Genomic DNA, 24,513 nt, shown 5'->3' with positions numbered 1-24,513 from the left:
TGAGGCGCGTTTTCCCCAAGCCGGCGCAGCCCGGCCCAGCACTGGGGCACAAGTTAGGGGGGCGGGCGGGTAAACACTGGTTTTAAAGCTGGCATGGGCTTTGCACTAGGGTTTATGCCGAGGCGACTGGCCTCGGGAACCTAAGGAGTACCCACACCATGAAGACCTGGACGAATCTGCGCCCGCTCACCCTCTCGGCCGCTCTGCTCGCAACCCTGACGCTCACCGCGCCCGCGAGTGCCCAGGAACCCACCGTGCCCGCCACGGCGGCCCGGTTCATGCTGCGCATGGCCGAGGGCGAGTACCTGCTGGACGACGGCCGCATGCTGAAGGTCCACGTCGGCGGTAGCCGGCTGGGCGTCAGCGTCGATGCCGACGTGCTGGAAGCCTGGCGTGCCGAGAACAACGAGTTGCTCATCAGCCCCGACGGCCTGCGCCGCGTGCGCCTGTATCGCAACGTGGACGGCAGCGTCGACCGCATCGCGCTCGAGACCGACCGCGTCGTTCGTTGAGTCTTGCAGTTAGGCGGCAGCTGCGCTTACCAGCGCGGCCGGCCGCCAAAACCAACGGCGCGGACCCCGCGCCCGCTCTTTGCCTCGTCGGTGTCTTGGCTCGTTTCAGTGCGCTGGGGCAAATGCCGCGACCGCATCCATCACGTCCGCGGCCCGGGCATCGCGCCGTGTCGTGTCGTGTCTTGTCGACGAGCTGAAACGCCCCTTCCAGCGCGGCGACGCGGCGCGCGGCGGCCAGCCAAGCCTGGGCCTGGGTCTGGGTCTGGGTCTGGGTCTGGGTCTGGGTCTGGCCATCGTCGAGCGCATTGCGCGCGCGGAGGGTGCGCAGCTCAACCGGCTGGCGCGTGACGGCGGTGGGCGGGTGGCGCGCGTGAGCTGGATCGCCGCGCATTGATCCGCGCAGCCTGCGCACCGCGCTTCGTGCAGGCGTGGCTGCGTTTCGTGCGTTCCCGGCCGTCATCTGCCGGCCGGCGCCACATACCTTCGGGCCCGCCCCTAGAGTGCGGTGCATGGACGCACCCAACCCCCTCGCCCACGGCAACCGCTTCCAGCGCCGCTACTACCGCTGGGCGCTGCCGTACTACGAGCGCTTCGGCCGCGACGACCCGCTGCTGCGCGAGCGTGTCGAACTCGCCGACCTCTATCTCTATTCCCGCAAAGGCCTGGGCGCCTGGGCCGGGTGGTGGCTCACCTACGCGGGCGCCGTCGCCTGGCTGCTCGACAAAGGCAAGGGCTGGGGCGAGGCCCTTGGCGTCACGGCCGTGGTGTGGCTGGGGCTGACCTGCTTGCTGCTCGGCGTCTGGCTGAAGCCGAAGCGGGCGAACCCCTGGAAGGTGACGCCCATGTTCGTGGGCAGCGCGGTGCTTGGCGTCAGCGCTGGCTGGCTGCAGCAGCACGGCCTGACCGGCCTGCAGGATTGGCAGACCACCTTGAAGCCGGTGCTCACCACATCCGTCCCGCTGATCATCGGCGCGGGGTTGGTGGTCCAGTTCGTGGCCCGGGCTGGCCGCGTGGGCCGCGAACATCAGCTCGCCCGCCTGCAACTGGTGGCCGAGCGCGACGCCGCTGCGCTTGCCGCTGCCGAGGCCGACCTGCGGTTGCTGCAGGCGCAGATCCATCCGCACTTCATCTTCAACACGCTGGCGACGCTACAGCATTGGGTGGACCGCCGAGACGAGCGTGCCGGCCCGTTGCTGCGCGAGCTGTCTGGTTTTCTGCGCAGCAGCACCGAAATGCTGGGGCGCGCCTCCGTGCCGCTGGCCGACGAGGCGCAGGCCGTGCGCCACTACCTGGCCATCCTCAGCGCCCGGCTGGACGGCCGTGTGCAGGGCGAGGTCCACATCGCGCCGGATCTACTTGCCGAGCCGCTGCCGCCGGGCCTCCTGCTGACGTTGGTGGAAAACGCCGTGGAGCACGGCCTGGAGCCGAAGATCGGCGGCGGCCGGCTGTGGGTGACGGGCGCGCGCGAGCAAGGCATCGGCTGGTGGCTTCGCGTGGAAGACGACGGCCTGGGCCTTGCCGAGGGCGCCGAGGACGACGTGGGCCTGTCCAACCTGCGCCAGCGTTTGCGGCACCATTTCGGCGGGCGGTCTCAGTTCTGGCTGCACCGCCGCGTTCAGGGCGGCACCCGCGCCGAAATCACCATCACGCCATGACCCGACTGCTGATCGCCGACGACGAACCCGCGCCCCGCGAGCAACTGGCCGACGCACTCGCCCTCGCCTGGCCCGAGGCGCGCATCGTCGCCTGCGCCGAGCACGGCGCCGACGCCTGGGACCAGTGGCTGGCCCACGAGCCCGACGTGTGCTTCCTCGACATCCGCATGCCCGGCCTGTCGGGCATCGACGTGGCGCGGCGCATCGCGGGCCGCTGCCCGGTCGTCTTCGTCACTGCGCATGGCGACCATGCGCTGCAGGCTTTCGATGCCGGCGCGGTGGACTACCTCGTCAAGCCGCTGGATCCGGCCCGCCTGGCGCAGACGGTGGCGCGGCTGCGGCAAGGCTTGCAGCGGCCCGCATCAGCCCCCGAGGCCTTGCAGCAGCTGCTGGCGCAGCTCGCGGCCCAGCAGCGCCGCCCGGCCTGGCCCGACACGCTGCAGGCCGGCGTGGGCAAGGAGGTCAGGCTGATCCGCGTTGAGGACGTCATCTATTGCGAGTCCGACAGCCGCTACACCCGCGTCGTCTACAGCGACGCCGGCAAGCAGTGCGAGGCCTTGCTGCGCACGCCGCTGAAGGACCTGCTGGCCCAGCTGGACCCGGCCCGCTTCCAGCAGGTGCACCGCAGCGTCGTCGTCGCCAGTGCGCAGATCGCCAGCGCGCTGCGCGACGATGAAGGCGGCATGCTGCTGCGCCTGCGCGGTTCGCCCGACACGCTGACCGTGTCGCGGCCCTTCCAGGGCTTGTTCAAGGGGCAGTGATCGGCCTCTCAGGCCTGAGCTTGCCGCACCGGGATCCAGACCTTGAAGCGCGTACCCACGCCGATCTCGGATTCCACCTCGATGCGGCCGCCATGCTTCTGGACGATGGAAAAGGACAGCGACAGGCCCAGGCCCGTACCCTGGCCGACCGGCTTGGTCGTGTAGAAGGGCTCGAAGATGCGCCGCTTGACCTCTTCGCTCATGCCGCAGCCGGTGTCACCCACTTCCACGCAGACCCAGTCGCCCTCGACGCGTGTGGCGAGCGTGATCGTGCCGCGCTCGGGGATGGCGTGGGCCGCGTTGACGATCAGGTTCATGAACACCTGGTTGAGCTGGGCGGCGATGCAGCGCACCGGCGGCAGCACCGCATAGTCCTTGCGCACCTCGGCCTTGTACTTGACCTCGTTCATGACGACGTTGAGCGTCGAGTCCAGGCCGGCGTTGAGGTCGGCGTCCTGCCAGTCGGCATGGTCCACGCGCGAGAAGTCCTTCAGGTCCTGCACGATCTTCTTGACGCGCGACAGCCCGTCCTCGCTTTCGCTCAGCAACTGCGGCAGGTCTTCCTGCACGAAGTCGAGGTCGATTGTCTTGTTCAGCCGCGCCAGCTCGCCCTGCACCTCCGCCGGCAGTGCGTCGGCCGGTTGCCTTTTCAACATGGCCAGCAGGCTGAAGACTGGCTCCACATAGCCGCGCAGCGAGCTCAGGTTGGAGCTGACGAAGCCGATGGGGTTGTTGATCTCGTGCGCCACGCCAGCGGCGAGCTGGCCGATGGAGGCCATCTTCTCCGACTGCAGCAACTGGTTCTGCGCCTCTTCCAGCCGGCTGTTGGTGTGCTTGATGCGCTCGAAGTTCAGCTCGACCTCGCGCTGCGCGCGCCGCACCTCGGTGCGGTCCTGCAGCAGCCACCAGGTGCCGGCGTCGATATCCGCCGGGTTGGCGACGTAGGCAATGATCTGCACCCACAGCGTGTTGCCGGCCAGCGTGCACATCTCCATCTCGTGCAACAGCGACCCGCCCTGCGACAGCACCGGGAAGGCGACCTTGCCCAGGGCTTCGAAGTCCTCGGCGCTCTTGAACAAACTGCTCGTGGGCAGGCCGTGGGGCGAGACGTCTCCCAGTTCGAACATCTCCATGAACTTCTTGTTGCCGCGCTGCACCTGTTGATTGACCGTGGCGATGATGCCCACCGAAGCGTTCTCGAGAAAGGCTTCCAGCTCATGGTGCGTGCTGAGCAGCTCGGCCGTACGGTCGGCAATCATGTTCTCGAGTTCCGTCCGGTGGCGGCGCAGTTCGTCTTCGGCCTGGCGCCGCCGGGTAACGTCCTGCAGCGTCTCGATGGCACCGACGACCTCGCCGTGGGCGTCTACCAGCGGCGCCGCCGTGAAGTACAGCCAGCGGCCCTCTTTGCCGACGTTGGGGAAGTAACCTTCGACCTCATAGGCATTGGACAGATGCGGTGAGCGGGTGCAGTCCCGGCCGTACACGCGCTCCCGTTCCTCCTCCACACGACCGTCCAGGATCAGGTCGGACAACAAGGCCCGCGGCTCGGCATAGAAGGCCCGCCAGGTGTCGTCCCGCCCCAACATTTCGGAGGCGTCGCGATCGGTGAGCTGCGCACAGGCCGCGTTCCACTGAGTGACGCGGTGCGACTTGTCGATGACGAAGGTGGCCACCGGGTTGTTCTCGATGATCTGGTGCAACACGCGGCCGACGTCGAGCAGGCTGTTCTGCACGTAGCGGATGTCGCTGAGGTCCTGCCCCGTCAACACGACGCAGGGTTGGCCGGCCAGCATCACGCGCTGGGCCTTCACCTCCAGCACGCGGCGGGAGCCGCTGCCGGTCAGGGCCTCGATCTCGATGGCCGCCATTTCTCCCTCTTCGGCCAGGCTGCGCTTGCCATAACGCTTCAGCTCGTCGGCGAATTCCTCAGCCGCCCAGCCATGCGGCGGCATGAGCTGGAGGGCGTCCTGGTCGTAGCCGAGCAGGCGCTCCATGGCGGTGTTGGCGAACAGGATGTGATCGGCGCCATGCACCAGCGCGGGCAAGCTGACGGCCTGCAGCGCGAGCTGGAAGTCGCCCGTCAACACCGGGGGACTCACAAGCCCACCTCGCCCGGGTCTTCCAGGATGAAGGAGCCGTCGCTGCCCCAAGTGACGTGGGTGATGCCGGGTTCGAGCCGCTCCAGGCGGCGCAGCTCCGCCTCTTGCGCGCTGAGCACCCCCGTCTGCTGGCGCACCTGGTCAGCCAGGCGCTGGTTCTCCAGCGTCAGCTCACGGATGCGCAGCACCTGGCGCACGGCGCTGAGCAGGTCGAAGTCGGCCCAGGGCTTGGAGATGAACCGCGAGATCTCGGCCTCGTTGATGGCCGCCACCAGCGCGCTGAGGTCGGCATAGCCGGACAGGATGATGCGGCCGCAATCGGGCTGCACCTGGCGCAGCTGGCTCAGGAACTCCACGCCGGTCATGCCGGGCATGCGTTGGTCGGAGATGGCCAGCGCGAACTGGCACTCGCGCGCCCGCGCCAGCGCCAACGTGGCATCGGTGAAGGTCTCCACCGCGTAGCGCTCGCCGGCGGTGTCCTTCAGCCCGTTGCGCAGCAGGCGTTGCAGCGCGCTGATGATGCTGGGCTCGTCGTCCACGAGCAGGATGCGTTCGCTCATGTCGCACCCCCTTCATGAATATCAGGCAGCTTCACGAAGATGTTGAGCTTCACGCCCTCGCGGCCGGAGAACTCGCGCAGCTGCCGCACGACGCGCGCATCGAAGACATAGCCCGCCGCCAGCAGCAGCGTGCCCTGGGGCGACAGCAGGTCGCGCGACAGCACCATGCCGGGCATCACCTCGTGGGCCTGCAGGGCGCGGTCATGCGGCTTCTCGCTGGGCTCGTCTTTCAGCGCCAGCTCGAAAGCCTCGACGACGCTGGCCTCGTAGCGCGCGCCGGTGCCGCCAATGACCAGCGAATGCGCCTCGGCCGCCGAATAGCGTTTCAACGACAAGCGCCCCGCCTGCGCCGCGTAGTAGTCACAGGCGACGCTGAGAACCTGCGCGCCCAGCGGCACCTCGTCGCCACTCAGCGCATCCGGGTAGCCCTTGCCGTCGATGCGTTCGTGGTGGGCGCGGACCAGGCGCGCGACGCGCTGCAACTGGCCCAGCGGCAGCAGCGCGGCCTCGCCGTTGAGCGGGTAGCGGCGGTACAGCGCCAGCTCGTCGCTGGACATGGCCGAGAGCGGCTTGCGCAGCATCGTGTCCGGGAAGCCGATCTTGCCAACCTCGTGCAGCAACCCGGCGATGTAGATGTCCTGCTCCATCGCCGCGCCGAGCTTGAGCCGGCGCGCGGTGCGGCGGGCCAGGTCGGCCACCTCGCGCGAGTAGCCCGCCATGCCGCCGCCGCGCAGTTCGATGAGGCCCGAGAACACGTTGATCGACAGCAGGAAGTTCTCGTGCAGCTGCGCGAACGAGGTCTCCAGCATGGCGTTGACCTGCTCCAACTCACTGGTGCGGGCCTTCACCCGCGATGCCAGGTCGCTGTTGAGCGCCTGCAACTCGTCGTTCTGCACCCGTGTCAGTGCCAGCAGCGAGCGGTTCTCCTGCTCCAGCCGGCGGCGCTCCAGGCCGTCCTGCACGCACATCAGCAGGTCGCGGTCGTCCCAGGGCTTGGCGATGTAGCGGTGGATCTGGCCGCGGTTGATGGCAGCAACCGTCGAGCCGATGTCGGCATAGCCGGTCAACAGGATGCGCACGACCTCCGGCCAGCGTTCCCGCACCTTTTCCAGCAGCACGGCGCCGTCCATCTCGGGCATGCGCATGTCCGACACGATGAGATCGACACGCTCCGTCTCCAACATCGCCAGTGCGGCCTTGCCGCCGTCGGCCAGCAGCACGCGGTAACCCTGGGGTCGAAACAGCCGCCGCAGTGAACTGAGGATGGACGGCTCGTCGTCAACAAACAGGACAACCGGCGGCTCGGTAACTTCAGGACTCATGCATCGCTCCACATTAGGACGCGTTTGAGCGTATCCGCTGAGTACCGAGTTTAGGCACAGCTGGGATGACTGTGCTTGGTGAGTTTTTCGCGATAACGCCGCCTTTGCAGGGTGCGCTCAGGCCGGGGCGATCTCCACCGCCACGCCGCTCAGCACCGCGTTGCCGCTCAGCGGGTCACGCGCCGAGTCGTCCAGCAGCTCGTTCATGTTGACGCCAGGCCGCTCGCGGGCCACGCTCAGGCACACGCCGTCCAGGTCATGCCCCCAGCCGTGCGGCAGGCTCACGACGCCGGGGCTCATGTCGGCGCTGCGCTCGACGCGCGCGATCAATTCGCCCATGGCGCTCTTCACCTGGGCGAACTCGGCCAGGCCCAGACGATCGGCGTCGCCGGGGTTGACCAGCAACGTGCAGCGCTCCGGCCCCTTGGCAAGCACCGGCAAGTTGTGCATCCAGCTGTTGCCCGAGCGCGTGTCGCGGCGGCCGATGAGGCTGAATTCAGGAGCTGGTTCAGCCTTCACCTGGGCCAGGTCGGCCAGGATGGCCGGCGGAGCCAGTTCCACCTTGCCGCTCGGCGTGCGGAGCACTTCGGGGATGCGGGTGGTGAGCGCGCCGAGGTCGATGCCGCCGCCTTCGACCGTGCTCGCGGCCTTGACCTTGGCCAGGTTGAGGCCGTCGGGCTTGCGGCCGAACTGGTCGCCGTAGGGGCCGACGCGCAGTTGCAGGTCGATCAGCCGCTCGGGCCCGCGCCAGGGTTGCAGCGCGCTCAGGATGGCGGGCGTGTTGTCGCCCGCAAAGCGCTTCACGTCGGACTCGATGGCCTCATCGTCCAGCTGACCCACGTCCACATCGACGCCGCGGCCTTCGAGCAGTGCGCAGAGCTTGAGGATGGTCTGCCACTCCTGCGGCGTGCCGGCTTCGGCATCGAACACCGGGCCCGAGAAGCGCGCGTGGTTGCGGTGGCTGAGCTGCGGGAAGGCGACGTCGAAGTGCAGGTCCTCCAGCGGCGATAGCCCCGGCAGGATGACGTCGGCATGGCGGCTGGTCTCGTTGACGTAGATGTCCAGGCTGAGCATGAAGTCCAGGCCTTCCAGCGCCTGCGCGATGCGGGGGCCGTTCGGCGACGACAGCACCGGGTTGCTGGCGATGGTGATCAGCGCCCTCACCTGGCCTTTTTGCTCAGGGGTATCGGGTGTCTCCATCTCCTCGGCCATCACGGTGATGGGCAGCTCACCGAAGACCTCAGGCGCGCCGGACACGCGGCTCTTGCGCCGGCCGGTCGTGATGCCCTTACCACTGCCCGCCTTGCCCTGCGTGTTGGCCGCGAAGGCGGCGGCCTTGGCGAACATCGCGCCGCCTTCGCGGTCGAGGTTGCCGGTCAGCACATTGATGAGGTCGACGAGCCAGGAGTTGACCGTGCCGAAGCGCGTCGTGCAGGTGCCGATGCGGCCGTAGACGGCGGCGCGCGGCGCGGCGGCCAGTTCGCGGGCGATGCGGCGCTGCGTCTCGGCCGCGATGCCGCAGCCGGCGGCGGTGACCTCGGGCGCGAAGGGCGCGACGGCGGCGCGGGCTTCGTCGAGGCCGTTGACGTGCTCGGCCAGTCGACCCAGCTTGACGAGGCCTTCGTCAAACAGCGTGTGTGCGATGCCCAGCAGCAGCAGCGCATCACCGCCGGGGCGAATGGGCAGGTGCTCGTCGGCGGCTGCGGCCGTCTCGCTGCGGCGAGGGTCCACCACGACGATGCGCCCGCCGCGCGCCCGCATGGCCTTGGCCTTGCCTCTGTAGTCGGGCACCGTCCACAGGCTGCCGTTGCTGATCATCGGATTGCCGCCCAGGATCAGCAGGTAGTCGCAGCGCTCGATGTCCGGCAGCGGGATGCTCAGCCAGTGGCCGAACATCAGGCCGGCGCTGAGTTGCTTGGGCATCTGGTCGAGCGTGGAGGCGCTGAACACATTGCGCGTGCCTAACGCACGAACAAGCCGGGGCGTATAGGCCAGCAGGCTGACCTTGTGCGCGGCCGGGTTGCCGATGGTCAGCGCTACCGAGTCCGGCCCGTGCTCGCGGTGGATGGGCAGCAGGCGCTTCTCGATCTCGGCAAAGGCTTCGTCCCAGCTCGCCGGCACGAACTTGCCATCGCGCTTGATGAGCGGCGTGCGCAGGCGGTCGGTGTCTTCGTGCAGGTCCTTCAAGCTCACGCCCTTGGGGCAGAGGTAGCCGTGGCTGAAGACGTCGTTGGCCGCACCGCGAATGCTGATGACCTGGGCGCCTTCGGTCTTCACCTCCAGCCCGCAACAGGCCTCGCACAGCGGGCAGATGCGGTAGTGGGTGTCCGGGGTCAGGGTCATCGTCGTCTCCATCATTAGACGGCGATTCTGTGGCCGCAGCACCCCGAGCCGGCGTCAAGCCGGCGACACGTCAGCGGGTTTGGCCGCGCGCGCCAGCCGATCAACAAGCCGCCGGCCAGCAGCATCAGCACCGTGCCGGGCTCGGGGACGGGCGAGGTCGCCTCGGTGTAGACCGACGCCTGCGCGCCGAAATAGACCGGCACTGCCGTGGCCGACGAGTTGGCCAACGTGAGCGTCAGCGTGCCCGAAAACGTCTGTTCGCCCGGCGCCGCGATGGAGGCACTGCCTTGGTCGCGCTGCAGCTGATCCAGGCCGGCGGTGCCGACGAAGCCGTACAGCGCGGAGGTGGCGCTGGCCGCGCCGCCATGGCCAGCCGCGATGCTGGCGAACATGCGGTAGTCGGCCGTCAGCGTCACCGCGCTTCCAGCGCCCAGCTCAAAACTGCCGGCCCACTGCGGGCTGCCGTCGGGCGCCTGCGTGATCGTCTTGAAAGTCTCCCACCAGGCGTAGCTCTGGGTCGCCAAGGCCTCGCCGCCGGTGACGGCTGCAAACAAGCCGCTGCCGACGCGTTGGGCGCTGCCCTCGATGCCGGCCACGCTGAGCGTCACCGCGCCGTCGCCCACGGGCGGCGCCGAGGCAAAGGAATCCAGTGCGAGGCGCTGGTCGATGTACAGCGGCGACGGATCGATCAGCCACCGCGCATCGGTCTGCAAGCCCGCCAGCACGTGGCCGCCTTGCGAGATGGTCAGCGAGGGGGCGATGCCGTCGTCGGGTGTCAGGTCCACCAACTGGACCTTGATCGACGTCAGGTCGGCTGTGACCGAACTCGGCGCCTGTGCCTGCGCGAATGACGCGGCAACGAGGAGCGCAAGGAAGGGAGCGGCTCGTGGAACACAGTGCATGGTGGGTTCCTTGCAGGGATGGTGCGCGATGTTGACAGCAGCGTGGGCTGATCGCCAGCGTCGGCGCACCTCGCATTGGGGATGGCGACCGGCCTTTTCCAGGCATTGGCCCAACGTTTCGCTCACAACCGGGCGGCATACTCGGCGCCCATTTGCCCTTGCAGGAGTGAGTTGCCATATGCGCTGATGAGCGACACCGAGTGGCACAGCGTGACGATGACGACGCCCAACGCACCGGCCCGGCTGACGCTGCAGCTCTTTCTGCCGCGGCCCAAGGCGGAAGTGAAGCCGGAAGTGAAGCCAGAGATCAAGCCGGCGCCGCTGCCCTGATCAACGCAGCCAGTCCTGCAGTTGCCGCAGCACGGCGGCATCGGTCTGCAGCGCGAGGTGGCCGAGGCCTGGGAAGCTGGCCGTGTCGGTGAAGGCCAGGCGCCGCACGGTCTCGCGGTGCTGGCCGAGCGCGCTGGCCACGGTCACCAGGCCATCGCCCAGCAGGCTCGCCTTGGGCAGGCTGCCGGCCACGGCGTAGCAAGCCACGCCGCGCGGCAGGGCGATGCGGCTGGTCTTGCCGTCATCGGCTTCGAGCAGGCTGCCGAAGCGCAGATCGCGGATGCCGGCGCTGCGCCTGGCAGCCAGCGCGGCCAGCGGCCGCGAATAGGCGCTCACGGCCAGCAACTGCTGCAACTGCTGGCCGCCGCGCTCCAGCGGCGCGCCCTGGTGCGGCGTGCCCAGGGTGACGAGGCCTTGCAACTGCTTGCGCCAGCGGCTTCGCCCGGCCTGTGCTATGGCGCTGCGCGCGACCAGGCCGCCCATGCTGTGGCCGAGCAGCGTGATGGGACCGGGGATGCTTTCGAGCAGCTTGGCCAGCTCGGCGCCGTTGCGCCAGATGGAGCGGCCGCTGTTGTAGCGCAGGCCCAGTGGTTGGTAGCCGAGGGCGGCCAGCGTGGCGGGGAAGTCCGCACTGTTCTCGTCCGATGGGCGGCGCCACTGGGCTTCGTTCATGCACAGGCCGTGCAGCATGACGAGCGGTGTTCCCGTCGCGCCGCCCATCAGCGGGTGCAGGCTCATCGGCGTGGCGAGCGGGTTGGCGGTGGCTTCGAGGTAGTCGCCGAGCACGCCGTTCAAGGCGGCCAGCGTGGCGTTGGCGCGGTCGGGGTCGGCTTGGCCGAGCAGTGGTGTCAGTGCGCCGAGGGCCAGGTCCAGCCCGCCGCCCACCAGGCGTGTCACGCCGCGCACGCTGCGGTAGACGAGGCCGGTGATACCGCTGGTGCGCTCGCGCTTGGCCGTCAGCGGCAGCCGCGTGATCTCGGCATGCATGGCCTCGACGAGGTCGGCGACGCCGGTGGTGGCGTCGATGGCGAGGCGGCTGGCGCCGCGCAGGAGGTGGGGGTTGGGCATCGCCCGATCATGCCGCCGATGGCCAGGCCAGCGACCGGCCCGGGGTCCAGCGCAGGGCCCAGACGCCAGCGTCCACACCGGCACGCAGATCCCGCACGTCGAGGCCATCCTCGACCTGCCGGGCGCCGTGCGGGTCGATGCCGACCCACAGGTCCCGCCCGCTCGCCTTGGCCACGTAGAGGCATTGGTCCGCCAGCGACACGGTGTCATGCCAGTCCTGCTGCTCGGGGCTGCCGCCCCCCAACGGATGGCAGGCAAAGCCGATTGAGCAGGTCTTGTGCAGGACCTGCCCGTCACCGAGCACGAAGGGGTGCGCCGCGAGGCCGACGCGCAGCCGCTCGGCCAGAGCATGGATTTCCTGCGGATTCGCCAGGCGGGCCAGCACCAGGAACTCTTCGCCGCCCCAGCGCACCAGGGTGTCCGACCCCCGCAACTGCTGTTGCAGCAGTGCGGCGCACTGCTTCAGCACCGCATCGCCTGCGGCATGACCGTGGACGTCGTTGACCGCCTTGAAATGATCGATGTCGATCATCATGAATGCGAGATCGGTGTTGCCCGCCGCGCCGTCGCCCTGCGCGCTGGCTCGAAGCCGCAGCGCCTGCGCAACGTCTTCGTCCACGGTGCTCTCGAGGTGGCGGCGGTTGCGCAGGCCGGTCAGCGGGTCGGAGAACGCCATGTCGCGCATGGCGCGATAGGCGCGCTTGACATGATGGCGGCTGACGACCGCAACCACGGCCGCCGCCAGCCCCGCCGCCGCCGCCAGCGCCAGCACCCAGCGAAAGCTTTGCTGGTGGTGCTGCTCCTGCTCCAGCGTGTCGATCTGGCGCTGCCGCTTGTCGCTCTCGTAGGCAGCGTTGGCCTGCGCGATGCGCTTCTGGTCCGCCGCCTTGCGTACCTGATCGGTGAGGCGCTGGAACTGCATCGCGGCCTGGTAGGCGGGCTCGAAGTCGTGGTTGAAGGCCAGTTCTTCGGCGAGCAGGCCGTGCACTTCCGCAACGTTGCCCGCCATGCCCGGGGCCGTTGCGAAGGCGGCGATCGCCTTGCGGATCCACTCGATGCCGCCAGGCCGGCCCAACCGGTTTAGCGCGGTACCCTTGTTGACCCAGCAGACCCACAGCGACTCCTTGTCGCCCGAGCGCTCCACCAGCGGGATGGCCTCCTGCGCATACTTCAACGTGCCGTGGTAGTCCTGCCTCTTCAAGGCGACGTCGGCCAGGTTGGTCGCAGCGACGGCGAGGTTGTAGTCGCTCAGTTCTTCCTGGGCCAGCGTCCTGGCCGTCAGCAGCGTCGCCTGCTGTTCGTTATCGCGGTCGAGGAGGCCCAGGAAATAGGCCTTGCGCAGGTAGTAGGAGGACAGGTTCGAACGATCACCGGCCGCCTCCGATCCGTCGATGGCTCGCTGCACGGTGCGCAGCGCTTCATCGACGTGGCCCGAGCGGGAGTGCAGGAGGGCCATGGTGGTCAGCGTTTCGGAGACCTCGTACGCCGCGTCGGTGCGCGCGTCGAAGACGCGCAGGGCGCTGGTGAGCAGGTTCATGCTGTCGGGAAGCCGGCCCGTGCCGAGCAGCGCGGAGCCCGCCAGCCGCCACGCGTTGGCGGCGTCCATGCTGGCGGCTGCGTCCTGGGTGTCGTTGGCGAGCGCGGGCAGGGACGCCGCGAAACCTTGGTAGCGCTTGAGCAAGTCGTCATAGCGCCGCGCTTCGTTGAGCGCCAGCAACTCGAGCGTGCCGAAGTGGACTTGATCCTTCAGGGTGCGGGCCTGCTTGTGGCCCAGCTGTGCCTGCGCGAGGGCCCCGTCGTTGCGGTGCATCCGCACCAGGTCCCTGATCAGCCGTGAGCGAAGCCAGCGCTGATCCTCGCTGGACAGCGAAACATCGGCGAGCGCCTCCTGCGCCAGCTCGATCGAAACGACGGGCCGCCTGCGGTCGTCCGTAGCGATGCGGGCCCTGATGGCGCGGACGTCCGAGGGGGCAGGCAGCGCCGCCCCTGACGCGGCAGACGCCGGCTGGGCCAGGGCATCCACCGTGCCGAGCGCGCAGCACAGCAGGCCGCTCAGCAGCCAGGCCATCGCTGCTCGATGCAGGGCCAGTCGACGTGGATTGCGCTTGTTGTCCATGGGTTGGGATCGTGGGCCCATCCGGGCAGGCCGACCACTCGCGGCGAGCGCCGCTGCATGCCTTGCCGGTATGGCGCATCGAGTCTAAGGCCAGGGCTCAGGCCAGGGCTTGCGCCAAGTCATGCCTGGGGCCACATCGCCTGCCGTCAAAATCTGCCGGATCGAGTGCGCGCAGCTCTACGCCATCAGCATCTCGCTGCCCTGCTTCAGCTTGATCTGCATCCGCCCCCGAATGCGCATGTGGAGCATGCGGCTTGAGGGTTTGAGTGCCTGGGGTGTCTTTGCGCTTGTTCTTTCGACTCGGTGCCGAGTTGCCGGGAGTCCGCCCCGGCGGGCGGGTGACTTTTCTCTGTCGCGCCAGAGCAAAGTCACCAAAGAGAGGCGCTCAATGCAATCCGCATTCGAGCGGCATGACGCGCTCGCGAAGCTCGAACCGGGTTGCGCCCCGAAGCGAACCGCTGCGCTCTCGCTGCTGTCCTTGTGAAGGGCGCCACACCTCGCCCCTTCACGCCGCTTAACGCCAGCTGCACGCCGGGCTCACCAGGAATGTAAAAGCCGCGTCGCCCGAGCGCCGCTGTCTTCGGCTGTTCTGGTGAGCACGGCGTGCAGCCGCGCGTTAAGCGGGCTAACGGCGCGATGAATGGTGCTGGTGACAAGGACAGCAGCGAGCGCGAAGCGGGTCGCATGTGGGCGCGATCCAGTGCCAAGCCCGTCAAGCCGTTGGCGTGCGGATTCAGGGCCTCTTCTTTGGTGACTTTCTTCTGGCCCCGCAGAAGAAAGTTACCCGCCCGCCGGGGCGGACTCCCGGCAATGCAGCGAGCAGACGCCTCTTCGCAAAAGCAACCAACCCCAACCCCAACCCCTTCACATCTGCCGAAACAGATGCGCACAGCTCTCCGCCACCAACAGCATCTCGCTGCCGTGCTTCAGCTTGATCTGCATCCGCCCCCGAAAGTCCCGGCTCACACTCGCCACCGCGTTCACATTGACCAGCGTGGAGCGGTGGATCTGCCAGAACTGCTGCGGGTCCAGCTCGTCGATGAGCTCCTTCAGCGGCTTGCGGATCAAAGCCTCGCCGTCCTTCAGCGCCAGCCGCGTGTACTTGTTGTCGCTCTGGAAGAACATCACCTCGTCGACCGTGATGAGGCGCAGCGTCTGCCCCACCGATGCGTTGATCCAGCGCAGCGGCGCGCGCCCCGCCGAGGGCACAGGGCGGGCGCTGAGCTGCTCCAGCACGCCCCCCAGCGGCGCCGGTGGCTGGCCCTGGCCCAGCCGCGCCTTCAGCCGCGTGATGGCCGTGAACAGCCGCGCGCCAGCCAGCGGCTTGAGCAGGTAGTCCACTGCACCTTGATCGAAGGCGGCGACAGCGTACTGGTCATACGCAGTCACGAAGACGACATGGCAGCGGCTGCCCACCTGGCGCGCCACGTCCAGGCCGGTGGCACCGGGCATCTCGATGTCGAGGAAGAGGATGTCGGGCTGGTGCTGGTCCAGCAGGCGCAGCGCCTCCAGGCCGTCGGCCGCCTCGCCGACGATGCTGAGTTCGGGCCATAGCCGGTCGAGCTGCTCGACGAGTTCGCCGCGCAGCGCGGCTTCGTCTTCGGCCACCACGGCGGTGGGAGAGAACTGGCTCATGTCAGTGGTGCCCGGCCGTCCGAAGCCACTGACACACCCCCTCGGGGGGCTGAGCCTGCGCAAGCAGCGTCCAGTGGACGCTGCGTGGCTGGCGAAGAACCGGGTCACTGACCCGGTGCGGCCTGCAAGGCAGCGAGCAACGTGAACGTGGGGGCTTTGTCATGGCAGTTGAAGCGTGAATTCGGTACGGCCCTGGCCACTCGTGCAGACGAGCTTCGCGCCCAGCACGGTCAGGCGCTCGCGCAGCGAGACGAGGTCGGCATCGTCGCTGCACAGGCCTTCCTGGCTGAAGCCCAGCGTGACGCCATCGCCGGCCTCGACCTTCAGCCAGCAATGCGCAGGGTGGCCCAAGCGCAGCGCGCGCTGCACCAGCGGCAGCAGCAGCATGGGCGGCAACGGCGTGGCACCATGGCGCCCGAGTTCGCAGTTGAAGTCGGGCGGCTGACCATTCAGGTCGCGCAGCAAATCGAGATAGCTGGCGATCAGCTCAGCCTCGCCGCCCAGCGTCGCCCCCGATTCGCGCAGCCGCGGCAGGGCCACGCGCAGGTGGCGGATGAGGCGCTCCAGCCGTGCGCTGGCGGTCGGGTCCTGGCGGGCGTAGGCCTGCTCGACGGAGACGAGGGCGTCGAACAGCAGGGCAGGGTCCATCTGCGCCTGCAAGGCCGCCAGCCTGGCGCCCAATGCGTGGCGGCGCAGCTGGCTGTGCTCGCGCAGCAGGTCCTGCGCGGCCTGGTCCTGGCGGCGGCGCAGCGTGCGGAACTCGAGCATGCCCACCAGCATCAGCGCCGGCATGAAGACCCACAGCGTGTCGCCGATGACGGCCGAGACGCGGAAGAAATTGCAGCTGGTCTTGCCGTGCTTGGCCGCGTACAGGTCGCAGATGGACGGCCAGGGCAGGGCGGCGGCCAGCGGGTAGATGATGGCCATGGTGAGCGCCGAGCCAAGCAGCGTGGCACCGACGAGGCGCGCGCGCCGAGCCGGGTGAATGGGGCTGCTGCGCGCGGCGGGCAGCCAGCACAGCAGCAGTACCGTGCAGCTCACCACCGGCAGGCCCAGGTGGCGGCCGAGCAGCTGGGGCAGACGGTCGCCCACGTCGAGCTCCACCAGCGAGGTCAGGTCGATGGCGCCGAACAGCAGCGCCGCAACGATGAAGACCAAGGCCTCGTAGAGGCGCAGCGAGCGCCAGGAGCGCAGCACATGGCCGATCATTGAAAAGCCTCGGCGGGCAGGCGAACGCGGGCCACCACGCCTCGCGGCTGGACGGCTTCCAGCTCCAGCGCGGCCGCGTCGCCGAAACGGGCGGCCAGCCGGGCCCGCGTGTTGGCCAGGCCCACGCCGGCGCCGCCGGTGGCCGCGCCAAAGCCCTGGCCGTTGTCGGCCACCTCGACGGTCAGCCCGCCGCCGTCTGCGGGCTGGGCACGAATGTCGATGCGCCCGCCTTCGGGCAGCGGCGACAGGCCATGCTTGATGGCGTTCTCCACCAGCGTCGGCAGCACCAGCGTGGGCAGCCGGGCCTGCAGCAGCTCGGGCGGCACGGCGATGTGGAAGGTCAACCGCTCGCCCATGCGCATCTGCAGGATGGCCAGGTAGTGGCGCACCAGCTCCAGCTCGTCGGCCAGCGTGGACTCATGCCGGCGCATGCCGGGCAGCGCGGCGCGCAGGTAGGCGATGAGGGCCACCAGCATGTCGCGGCCACGCTCGGGGCGGGTCTCGTACAGGCGCTTGACGTTGGCCAGCGTGTTGAACAGGAAGTGCGGCTCGATCTGCGCGTTCAGCGCCGACAGCTGGGCCTCGGTCTGCTGGGCCTTGAGCGACTCGCGTTCGCGAAACAGCTGCGCCAGCTGGTCGCGCCCCTGGCGCTGCGCGCGGCCGACCAGCAGCAGCGCGTAGGCCATGCCGCCCAGCAGCGCCCAGACGGCCATCGTCGAGACGGCCCAGCCGAGATTGGCCGGCGTGGTTTCGTCGAGCGTGGCCACCGCATACCGCAAGCCAGTGCCCAATGCCGCGCCCAGGCCCACGGCCAGGGCCTGCACGGCCAGCTTGGGCGGCAGCGGCCAGCGCCGCCCGGCCAGCAGCGCCTCGGCCAGGGCCACCATCAGCAGCAGCGACAGCCCGGTCAGCAGGCACTGGCGGCTGAAGCGCACCAGGTCGAACAGCGAATCGAGCAGGTTCGCGGCACCTTCGTTGTCGAACCAGGTCAGGGAACGCGAAATGGCGTACAGCGCGCAGAAGTAATAGACGCCCGCCAGCATGCGCAGATTGCAGACGCGGCGAAAGGCTTGCAGCGGGGTCAGGTCCTCCATGCCGGCAATTCTCGGCGGCCGGCCGGGGGCGAGGCAGGGATGCGACGAAGTGGGCTCAGAGCGAGCCGGCTCCGGCAATCAGCGCCTTGAGTTCCCGCTCCGACGCGCTCGGGTCGCCGAGGTTGACCTCGATGAGGCGGCGCAGATGGGTGATGGATTCGAGGTCGATGCTGCGGCAGATCACGCCGGCGTGACGGCCTTCGACATGCGCGAGCTCGCCGGCCATCGCGATGACGGTTTCGGCCCCTTCATCGCCAGCACCTGTTCCCAGGGGCAGCTTGACGAGGCAGGGCATGCCCGCCTGCGGCGCCGCGCCATCGGGCAGCTGCAGCAGCACGCCCTTGAGCGAGATGTCGATGACCTGGCAGCGCAGCTGCGCCTGCGTGGTGATCAGCTCGGCGCCGGCAGCAAAGGCGATGCGGGTGAATTGACGGCGTTCGGTGGTGATGATGCTCTCCAGTGGCCCTAGACGAAGGGTTCCAGCGCGCCTGCGGAACCGAACACGGTGCTGTGCTCGACGGCCTGCTGCAGCCGCTCGGGCGCCAGCGAGGCCAGGCCCATGGCTTCGAGCATGAACCAGGCGGCGCGCAGATAGGCCACGATCTCCTCGCGGGTCGCGTCGGCCGGTGCGGGGTCGGCTTCCCAGTCGCGTGTCTGCGCCTGGCGCGGCGCGACGACGGCCGGCCGATGCGCGCGGGCGATGCGCGCCAGCAGCTCACGCGTGTCCATCGTCGCGCTCGGCGCGTCGATGAGGCGCACGAGGTCGCCCAGTTGCTGCTCGGCCGCGGCCGCCAGCAAATGCGCGGCCTGGTCGGCCCCGCCCGCCAGATAGAGACCGGCGGCAAGGTCGACGTATTCGAGCGCGGCTGACAGGCGTTGGAGGTCGGGGTTGGACGACATGGGCGCTGAGTCTAGGCCGTCTGTATAGGCAGCGACAGGCCAAAGTTCACGCGGCTATGCTGGCCCTTTCCGAGAATCTCAGAGGAAGCCCCATGTTCGACCGTCGCCAGCACCTGCAACACCTCGCCGCCCTGGCCACCGCCTCGGCCCTGCCCGCGCTGGCTGCGGACGACAAGGACAGCACCTACGACGAGGACTCCATCGTCAAGGCCGCCACCGATTTCTTCGGCTCGACCACCGAGGGCCTGGCCAAGGTCATCGAGAAGGCCTTCAAGGAGCAGGGGCGCCCCAATGCCTACATCAAGGGCGAGGAGGCCAGCGCTGCCATCACGGTGGGCCTGCGCTATGGCGACGGGGAACTGTTGATGAAGGGCGGCGGCGCCTCCCGGGTTTATTGGGCCGGGCCGTCCATCGGCTTCGACCTGGGCGCCAACGCCTCCAAGGTCTTCACGCTGGTCTACAAGCTGCCCAAGGCGAGCGCCATCTACCAGCGCTTCCCCGGTGTGGACGGCAGCCTCTACTACATCAGCGGCGCGGGCATCAACTACCAACGCCTCAACGGCATCACGCTGGCGCCCATCCGTCTGGGCGTGGGGTTGCGCGCAGGGGCCAGCGTCGGCTACGTGCACTACCGGCGTCAGAAAAGCATCAATCCGTTTTGAACGCTAAGCGCCTGCTCCGCCGGGCGTAGACTGTATTTCCATACAGCATTGCGAGGTGATCGTGAGCTCCACCACCGACCTGCCCGTGCAGGACATTTCCAGCGAAGTCCTCATCGAGAAATACGCCAAGGGCGGCGAGCAGACGCCCGACGAGCTGCGCGAACGCGTCGCCGTTGCCTTGGCCCAGGCCGAGAAACCGGCCGACCGCGCCCGCTGGGAGGCGGCCTTCCTGGACGTGCAGCAACGCGGCTTCGTGCCGGCCGGCCGCATCATGTCCGCCGCCGGCACCGAGCTGTCGGCCACCCTCATCAACTGCTTCGTGCAGCCCGTGGGCGACTCCATCGCCACGACCGAAGACGGCGTGCCCGGCATCTACACCGCGCTGACCGAAGCGGCCGAAACCATGCGCCGTGGTGGCGGCGTCGGCTACGACTTCAGCCGCATCCGGCCGATGGGTGCCTGGGTCGGCTCCACGCGCAGCCATGCCTCCGGCCCCATCAGCTATATGCGCGTCTTCGACCGCAGCTGCGAGACAGTGGAAAGCGCCGGCAGCCGCCGTGGCGCGCAGATGGGCGTGCTGCGCTGCGACCACCCCGACATCGAAGCCTTCATCCACGCCAAGGACCAGGGCGACCTGCGCAACTTCAACATCTCCGTCGGCGTGACCGACGCCTTCATGGAAGCCGTGCAGGCCGACGGCGCCGTCGAACTCGCACACAAGGCCCAGCCCAGCGCCGGCCAGATCGAAGCCGGCGCCTACCAGCGCGGCGATGGGCAGTGGGTCTACCGCAAGGTGCAGGCCCGCGCGCTGTGGGACCAGGTCATGCGCTCCACCTACGACCACGCTGAGCCGGGTGTGCTGTTTCTGGACCGCATCAATGCCGACAACAACTTGCATTACTGCGAGACGATTGCGGCGACGAATCCGTGCGTGACCGCTGACACCTGGACGATGACGGGCGATGGCCCGCGCCAAGTGCGCGATCTGATCGGCCAGCCCTTCCACGCCATCGTCGACGGCAAGGCCTATGTCACCGAGTCGGCTGGCTTTTTCGCCACTGGCGTCAAGCCCGTGCTGCGCTTGAGCACCCGCGAGGGCCATGAGCTGCGCCTGACCGGCGACCACCCAGTGCGACGCGTCACGCGCAAGACGCGCTATCTCATCGACGCCGAATGGACGCCGGCCGCCGACGTGCGGCCGGGCGACGAGCTGATGCTGCACGACCACCGCGCGCTTCAAGGCTGGGACGGCCCACGCAGCGAGGCCGAGGGCTATCTGCTCGGCCTATTGATCGGTGACGGCACGCTAAAGGCTGACAAGGCCGTGCTGTCGGTCTGGGCGCCCGAACTGAAGGCGGTCGGCAGTGACGTGAGCCACCGGCCAGCGAGTGTCGATAGCGTCATGCGCGCCGCGGAGACGGCGATGAAAGCCACCATCGCCAGCCGCGCAGATTTCAAAGGTTGGCAGTGCCCGATTGCCGGGCGCGGCGAGTTCCGCCTCGCATCCACCGGCCTGCGCGATCTGGCCGGGACGCTGGGTGCGACGCCTGGCAACAAGCGCATCACGCCGGCCATGGAAGCCACGTCCTCGGACTTTCACCGAGGCCTGCTGCGCGGCCTGTTCGATGCCGACGGTTCTGTGCAGGGCGCTCAGGACAAAGGCGTCAGCGTTCGCCTGACGCAGGTCGATTCCGCCCAGTTGCAGGCCGTGCAACGCATGTTGGCTCGGCTGGGCATCGCCTCGACGATTTACCGCGATCGCCATCCCGCAGGCATGCAGCGCATGCCCGATGGTCGTGGTGGCGCGCGCGACTACGCGCGCCGTGCCGTGCATGAGCTGGTCATCAGCGGCGACAACCTGCGCCGCTATGCCGAGCTGGTCGGCTTCGAGGACAGCGCCAAACAGTCCCGCCTGGACGAACTGCTCGGTGCCTACCGCCGCGAGCTGAACCGCGAACGCTTCACGGCCACGGTCGAGACCATCGAGCCCGACGGTGTGGAGGCGGTCTACGACGTGACTGTCGAGCACGTCCATGCCTTCGATGCGAACGGGCTGTATGTACACAACTGCGCGGAGCAGCCTTTACCTCCCTACGGCTGCTGCTGCCTCGGCTCCATCGACTTGACGCGCTTCGTGAGCGACCCGTTCAGCGCCAGGCCGGTGTTCAACGAAGCTGGCTTTGCCGACGTCGTCGCCGTCGCCACGCGCATGCTGGACAACGTGCTCGACGTGACGCCGTGGCCGCTGCCGGCGCAACGGCAGGAGGCCGCCAACAAACGCCGTGTCGGCCTGGGCTTTACCGGCCTGGGCGATGCGCTGGTGATGCTGAACCTGCGCTACGACACGCAAGCTGCGCGCGACATGGCCAGCCGCATCAGCGAGGTCATGCGCGATGCGTCTTACGCGGCGTCCAGTGACCTCGCCGTCGAGCGCGGCAGCTTCCCGCTGTTCAACGCCGACCTGTACCTGTCCGGGGGAAGCTTCGCGTCGCGCCTGCCGCAGGGCTTGAAGGACAAGATCCGCGCCCAGGGCCTGCGCAACTCGCACCTGCTCTCCATCGCGCCCACCGGCACCATCAGCCTGGCCTTTGCCGACAACGCGAGCAACGGCATCGAACCGGCGTTCTCCTGGACCTACACGCGCAAGAAACGCCTCGGCCAGGCCGAAGGCGGCGGCTTCAAGGAGTACGCGGTCGAGGACCATGCCTGGCGCTTGTATAGACATCTGTTCGGCGCCGACGCGCCGCTCAGCGATGCCTTCGTCACCGCACTCGAATTGAGCGCCGCCGACCATGCGTCCATGGTCGCGGCCGTGGCGCCCTACATCGACACGTCGATCAGCAAGACGGTCAACGTTCCGGCCGACTACCCCTACGAGGACTTCCAGAACCTCTACATCCAGGCCTGGCAGACCAAGCTCAAGGGCCTGGCCACGTATCGGCCCAACAGCGTGCTCGGCTCGGTGCTGTCCGTCACGCCCGAGGTCAAGCAGCCTGAGCCGTTGCGAGCCGACGTCGACGGCGCCAACCAGCGCCTGCGCGTGGAGCGCCTGCCCAACGCCGTCGTCGCCTCCCTGCGCTGGCCCAGCCGCCCCGACATGCCTGGCGGCAACCCAGCCTGGAGCTACCTGATCCAGCACCCGCACGGCGACTTCGCGCTGTTCATCGGCGAACTGCCGCTGGACGGTCCCGACGGCGGCCTGTTTGGCCGCAACCTGCCGTTCGAGGTGTGGGTCAACGGCGCCGAGCAGCCGCGCGGGCTGTCGGCCCTGGCCAAGACGCTGTCCATGGACCTGCGCACCAACGACGCCGCCTGGCTGCGCCTGAAGCTTGACGCGCTCGCCACCGTGGCCGAGGAGCGCGCCTTCGAGATGCCCATGCCGCCGAGCGGCGAGCAGCGCCTGTTCCCCGGCGTTGTCGCCGCGACGGCCGCCGTCATCCGCTGGCGCTGCGAGCAGCTCGGCGCCCTGCAGGAGGGCGGTCCGACGCCGGTCGTGGACGCCATGTTCAGCCGCAACGAGCCGCGCACCGGTACGTCAGGCACGCTGGCCTGGGCGGTCGACGTGGACAACCCGGCGACCAACGAGCAGTTCACGTTGACGCTGAAGGAAGTCGTGTTGCCAACGCCCGATGGCGGCAGCGTGACCCGCCCCTGCGCCATGGGCTTCTCGGGCAACTACCCCAAGGCGCTGGACGGCCTGGCGCGCCTGCTGTCGCTCGACATGCGCGTGATGGACCCCGGCTGGATCGCGATGAAGCTGCGCAAACTGCTCAATGTCGGCGAGCCGCTGGGCCACTTCATGGCGCCGGTGCCGTCACTGAGCGGTGCGGATGCGAAGGCCAGGCGCCAGCAGGTCTGGCCGTCGACCGTGGCCTACGTCGCGCGGCTCGTCATCCACCGCTATGCGATGCTCGGCATCCTCGACGAAGCCGGCCAGCCGCTGACCGACATGGGCCTGCTGCAGACGCCCGCTCCCAAGCTGGCGGCGGCGGCAGGCACGCTGCAGGTCCAGCCCGGCAAGCCCTGCCCGGAGTGCGGCAACGCGACCATGATCCACAAGGATGGCTGCGATTTCTGCACCGCTTGCGGGTATGTGGGGCAGTGCGGCTGAGTCTCAGCGCGACGAGGACGACGGAGATCGGGGTGCTGACGCAGGCACCCGCCATTGCTGGCGGTACTCGGCCCGAAAGGGCAGGGCGTCGTCGATTTCCCCGCCGCCCAAGTTGCGCAGGTAGTCTGTCGTCACCGCGACGGGCTGGGCCACGCGGCCGCTGTGGGGCAGGCCCTGGAAGGCTCGGTGCAATTCGTCGGCGAGCTGCCAGCCCTGCATCCCGGCGGGCTCGGCGATCGTGGCGACCTGCTGCGACCGGCCGGACCTGATGCGGCTGAGCGCGGTGCGCGAGCCGTCGCCCGCAGCAATGCCGACGATGTCGCCGCGGCCCAAATCCTGCAACGGGAAATGCATCGAATCCATGTAGGCGTCGTTGATCGCCAGCAGGTGGGTCCAGCGTGGGCCAAAACGTTGCTGCAGGCGGGCCAACGCGGCTGGCACGTCGCGTGAGGCCTGCGAGATCGGCAGGTCCTCGACGGCAAGAATGTCACAGCGGCCGCTGCGCAAGAGTGCCTCGCGCATGCGCTGCGTTTTCACGTTGGCGATCTCGAAGCGGCTGTCGTTGAAGATGACAACGCCAGCGCGCCGTGGCGCGGTCTGCAGCACCAGCGCGGCCGCCATGTCGGCCACGGCCAGCGGGTCGCTGCTCACGTTGGCAAAAAGCGTGGCCGTCGGCCCCGGCCGGGACGCTGCGTGCCAGCCGACGAGTACCGGTGCGCTGCCGCTGTGGCGCGCCAAAGCTTCGGCAAAGTCGCCCTCATCGAAGCCGCCCAGCACGACGCCATCCACACGGGCCCGCAGCGCTTGCTCGAACAATTGCACGAGCTTGGCCCGGTCACCCTCGCCGTTGGCGACGTGCAGCTGCCAGCCGAGTTCCCGGCAGGCTTCCTCGAAGCTGCGGTAGACCTTCGTGATGCCGCCGTTGCGATAGTCCTGGACCAGGAAAAGCACGCGCCTCGGGCCAGTGGCTTCGCGCGGCACGGCGGCGCCCGCGCCGCGCGCCAAGCCCGCGAGCAGGCACAGGCCACCCAGGCAGCGTCGCCTGTCCAGCCCAGGTGGTTCGACTGGTTTGATCGGCGGGCGGCAGGGGCCGGTGTCCATGCCTGAAGCCTAACTGCAGCTTGCCGGTTGACGGCCCATCCGAGCGTCGATCAAGCGCATCAACCGCCGCCGCCCGGGCATGCCCGGCTGTGCGACGAGGGCCGACGCCTGTGCCTGAGCAAGACGGCCGCAG

At 68.8% G+C, this 24,513-nt stretch carries 20 protein-coding genes; 7 read left to right on the top strand and 13 right to left on the bottom strand.

Translation table 11 applies throughout. The features are described from left to right. Positions 1-158 precede the first annotated feature (158 nt). The 4 genes from ABIS05_RS14115 (at position 159) to ABIS05_RS14100 (ending at position 2,928) form a co-directional block, all read left to right on the top strand. Positions 159-512 (top strand): hypothetical protein, encoded by a 354-nt coding sequence (locus tag ABIS05_RS14115; protein WP_348014362.1) that lies wholly within the window; start codon positions 159-161, stop codon positions 510-512. A gap of 172 nt (positions 513-684) precedes the next feature. After that, entirely contained in the window at positions 685-906 is a 222-nt protein-coding gene (locus ABIS05_RS14110; RefSeq protein ID WP_348014361.1) for a hypothetical protein, read from the top strand. 115 nt (positions 907-1,021) lie between these two features. After that, positions 1,022-2,167: a histidine kinase gene (locus ABIS05_RS14105; RefSeq protein WP_348014360.1), complete on the top strand. Its 1,146-nt coding sequence runs from the start codon at positions 1,022-1,024 to the stop codon at positions 2,165-2,167. Further along, positions 2,164-2,928: a LytTR family DNA-binding domain-containing protein gene (locus ABIS05_RS14100; protein ID WP_348014359.1), complete on the top strand. Its 765-nt coding sequence runs from the start codon at positions 2,164-2,166 to the stop codon at positions 2,926-2,928. Before ABIS05_RS14105 ends, ABIS05_RS14100 begins: the two co-directional genes overlap by 4 nt. 8 nt (positions 2,929-2,936) lie before the next feature. Here ABIS05_RS14100 and ABIS05_RS14095 read toward each other — a convergent pair whose 3' ends face one another. From ABIS05_RS14095 to ABIS05_RS14075, 5 genes are all read right to left on the bottom strand, one after another. Continuing rightward, positions 2,937-5,027 carry an ATP-binding protein gene (locus ABIS05_RS14095; protein ID WP_348014358.1) on the bottom strand — a complete coding sequence of 697 codons (2,091 nt, stop codon included), beginning with the start codon at positions 5,025-5,027 and terminating at the stop codon, positions 2,937-2,939. Then, a complete protein-coding gene (locus ABIS05_RS14090; RefSeq protein ID WP_348014357.1) occupies positions 5,024-5,587 on the bottom strand; it encodes a response regulator in 564 nt (187 codons plus the stop codon). Before ABIS05_RS14090 ends, ABIS05_RS14095 begins: the two co-directional genes overlap by 4 nt. Beyond that, positions 5,584-6,909 (bottom strand): HD domain-containing phosphohydrolase, encoded by a 1,326-nt coding sequence (locus tag ABIS05_RS14085; protein ID WP_348014356.1) that lies wholly within the window; start codon positions 6,907-6,909, stop codon positions 5,584-5,586. The genes ABIS05_RS14090 and ABIS05_RS14085 overlap by 4 nt, the downstream gene beginning before the upstream one ends. A gap of 117 nt (positions 6,910-7,026) precedes the next feature. Then, positions 7,027-9,252, bottom strand: coding sequence for a molybdopterin-dependent oxidoreductase (locus ABIS05_RS14080; RefSeq protein WP_348014355.1), 2,226 nt, complete (start codon positions 9,250-9,252; stop codon positions 7,027-7,029). 14 nt (positions 9,253-9,266) lie between these two features. Beyond that, a complete protein-coding gene (locus tag ABIS05_RS14075) occupies positions 9,267-10,154 on the bottom strand; it encodes a PEP-CTERM sorting domain-containing protein (protein ID WP_348014354.1) in 888 nt (295 codons plus the stop codon). A 186-nt stretch (positions 10,155-10,340) separates the two neighbouring features. On the opposite strand from ABIS05_RS14075, the gene ABIS05_RS14070 reads away from it, so the two are divergent. Then, entirely contained in the window at positions 10,341-10,484 is a 144-nt protein-coding gene (locus ABIS05_RS14070; RefSeq protein WP_348014353.1) for a hypothetical protein, read from the top strand. On the opposite strand, the gene ABIS05_RS14065 is transcribed toward ABIS05_RS14070, so the two are convergent. The 7 genes from ABIS05_RS14065 to ABIS05_RS14035 form a co-directional block, all read right to left on the bottom strand. After that, entirely contained in the window at positions 10,485-11,552 is a 1,068-nt protein-coding gene (locus ABIS05_RS14065; protein WP_348014352.1) for an alpha/beta hydrolase, read from the bottom strand. A gap of 7 nt (positions 11,553-11,559) precedes the next feature. After that, positions 11,560-13,668, bottom strand: coding sequence for a diguanylate cyclase (locus tag ABIS05_RS14060; RefSeq protein WP_348014351.1), 2,109 nt, complete (start codon positions 13,666-13,668; stop codon positions 11,560-11,562). Between the two features lie 864 nt (positions 13,669-14,532). Further along, positions 14,533-15,303: a LytTR family DNA-binding domain-containing protein gene (locus tag ABIS05_RS14055; protein WP_348014350.1), complete on the bottom strand. Its 771-nt coding sequence runs from the start codon at positions 15,301-15,303 to the stop codon at positions 14,533-14,535. Positions 15,304-15,462: 159 nt separating this feature from the next. Continuing rightward, on the bottom strand, positions 15,463-16,512 hold the full coding sequence (locus tag ABIS05_RS14050; RefSeq protein ID WP_348014349.1) for a histidine kinase: 1,050 nt from the start codon (positions 16,510-16,512) through the stop codon (positions 15,463-15,465). Continuing rightward, positions 16,509-17,606 (bottom strand): histidine kinase, encoded by a 1,098-nt coding sequence (locus ABIS05_RS14045; RefSeq protein ID WP_348014348.1) that lies wholly within the window; start codon positions 17,604-17,606, stop codon positions 16,509-16,511. Before ABIS05_RS14045 ends, ABIS05_RS14050 begins: the two co-directional genes overlap by 4 nt. A gap of 55 nt (positions 17,607-17,661) precedes the next feature. Then, positions 17,662-18,054, bottom strand: a complete 393-nt coding sequence (locus ABIS05_RS14040; RefSeq protein ID WP_348014371.1) for a PilZ domain-containing protein — start codon at positions 18,052-18,054, stop codon at positions 17,662-17,664. Between the two features lie 17 nt (positions 18,055-18,071). Beyond that, positions 18,072-18,506, bottom strand: coding sequence for a hypothetical protein (locus tag ABIS05_RS14035; protein WP_348014347.1), 435 nt, complete (start codon positions 18,504-18,506; stop codon positions 18,072-18,074). Positions 18,507-18,598: 92 nt separating this feature from the next. Between ABIS05_RS14035 and ABIS05_RS14030 the strand changes: the two genes are divergently transcribed. Then, positions 18,599-19,168 carry a DUF1134 domain-containing protein gene (locus tag ABIS05_RS14030; RefSeq protein WP_348014346.1) on the top strand — a complete coding sequence of 190 codons (570 nt, stop codon included), beginning with the start codon at positions 18,599-18,601 and terminating at the stop codon, positions 19,166-19,168. Between the two features lie 61 nt (positions 19,169-19,229). After that, positions 19,230-23,279 carry an LAGLIDADG family homing endonuclease gene (locus ABIS05_RS14025; protein ID WP_348014345.1) on the top strand — a complete coding sequence of 1,350 codons (4,050 nt, stop codon included), beginning with the start codon at positions 19,230-19,232 and terminating at the stop codon, positions 23,277-23,279. Between the two features lie 3 nt (positions 23,280-23,282). On the opposite strand, the gene ABIS05_RS14020 is transcribed toward ABIS05_RS14025, so the two are convergent. Then, positions 23,283-24,380 (bottom strand): substrate-binding domain-containing protein, encoded by a 1,098-nt coding sequence (locus ABIS05_RS14020; RefSeq protein ID WP_348014344.1) that lies wholly within the window; start codon positions 24,378-24,380, stop codon positions 23,283-23,285. Positions 24,381-24,513 lie beyond the last annotated feature (133 nt).

The sequence above is a fragment of the Roseateles sp. genome (genome assembly GCF_039929605.1).
Taxonomy (GTDB): Bacteria; Pseudomonadota; Gammaproteobacteria; order Burkholderiales; family Burkholderiaceae_C; genus Pelomonas.
The sequence above is the reverse complement of the archived record's forward strand: the minus strand, read 5'-3'. Positions and strand labels throughout refer to the sequence as shown.

Bases quoted from the DNA above. Each gene is read 5' to 3' on its own strand.
- ABIS05_RS14115 (WP_348014362.1), top strand. From the start codon at position 159: ATGAAGACCTGGACGAATCTGCGCCCGCTCACCCTCTCGGCCGCTCTG.
- ABIS05_RS14105 (WP_348014360.1), top strand. From the start codon at position 1,022: ATGGACGCACCCAACCCCCTCGCCCACGGCAACCGCTTCCAGCGCCGC.
- ABIS05_RS14100 (WP_348014359.1), top strand. From the start codon at position 2,164: ATGACCCGACTGCTGATCGCCGACGACGAACCCGCGCCCCGCGAGCAA.
- ABIS05_RS14090 (WP_348014357.1), bottom strand. From the start codon at position 5,587: ATGAGCGAACGCATCCTGCTCGTGGACGACGAGCCCAGCATCATCAGC.
- ABIS05_RS14085 (WP_348014356.1), bottom strand. From the start codon at position 6,909: ATGAGTCCTGAAGTTACCGAGCCGCCGGTTGTCCTGTTTGTTGACGAC.
- ABIS05_RS14080 (WP_348014355.1), bottom strand. From the start codon at position 9,252: ATGACCCTGACCCCGGACACCCACTACCGCATCTGCCCGCTGTGCGAG.
- ABIS05_RS14075 (WP_348014354.1), bottom strand. From the start codon at position 10,154: ATGCACTGTGTTCCACGAGCCGCTCCCTTCCTTGCGCTCCTCGTTGCC.
- ABIS05_RS14070 (WP_348014353.1), top strand. From the start codon at position 10,341: ATGAGCGACACCGAGTGGCACAGCGTGACGATGACGACGCCCAACGCA.
- ABIS05_RS14065 (WP_348014352.1), bottom strand. From the start codon at position 11,552: ATGCCCAACCCCCACCTCCTGCGCGGCGCCAGCCGCCTCGCCATCGAC.
- ABIS05_RS14060 (WP_348014351.1), bottom strand. From the start codon at position 13,668: ATGGACAACAAGCGCAATCCACGTCGACTGGCCCTGCATCGAGCAGCG.
- ABIS05_RS14055 (WP_348014350.1), bottom strand. From the start codon at position 15,303: ATGAGCCAGTTCTCTCCCACCGCCGTGGTGGCCGAAGACGAAGCCGCG.
- ABIS05_RS14050 (WP_348014349.1), bottom strand. From the start codon at position 16,512: ATGATCGGCCATGTGCTGCGCTCCTGGCGCTCGCTGCGCCTCTACGAG.
- ABIS05_RS14045 (WP_348014348.1), bottom strand. From the start codon at position 17,606: ATGGAGGACCTGACCCCGCTGCAAGCCTTTCGCCGCGTCTGCAATCTG.
- ABIS05_RS14035 (WP_348014347.1), bottom strand. From the start codon at position 18,506: ATGTCGTCCAACCCCGACCTCCAACGCCTGTCAGCCGCGCTCGAATAC.
- ABIS05_RS14030 (WP_348014346.1), top strand. From the start codon at position 18,599: ATGTTCGACCGTCGCCAGCACCTGCAACACCTCGCCGCCCTGGCCACC.
- ABIS05_RS14020 (WP_348014344.1), bottom strand. From the start codon at position 24,380: ATGGACACCGGCCCCTGCCGCCCGCCGATCAAACCAGTCGAACCACCT.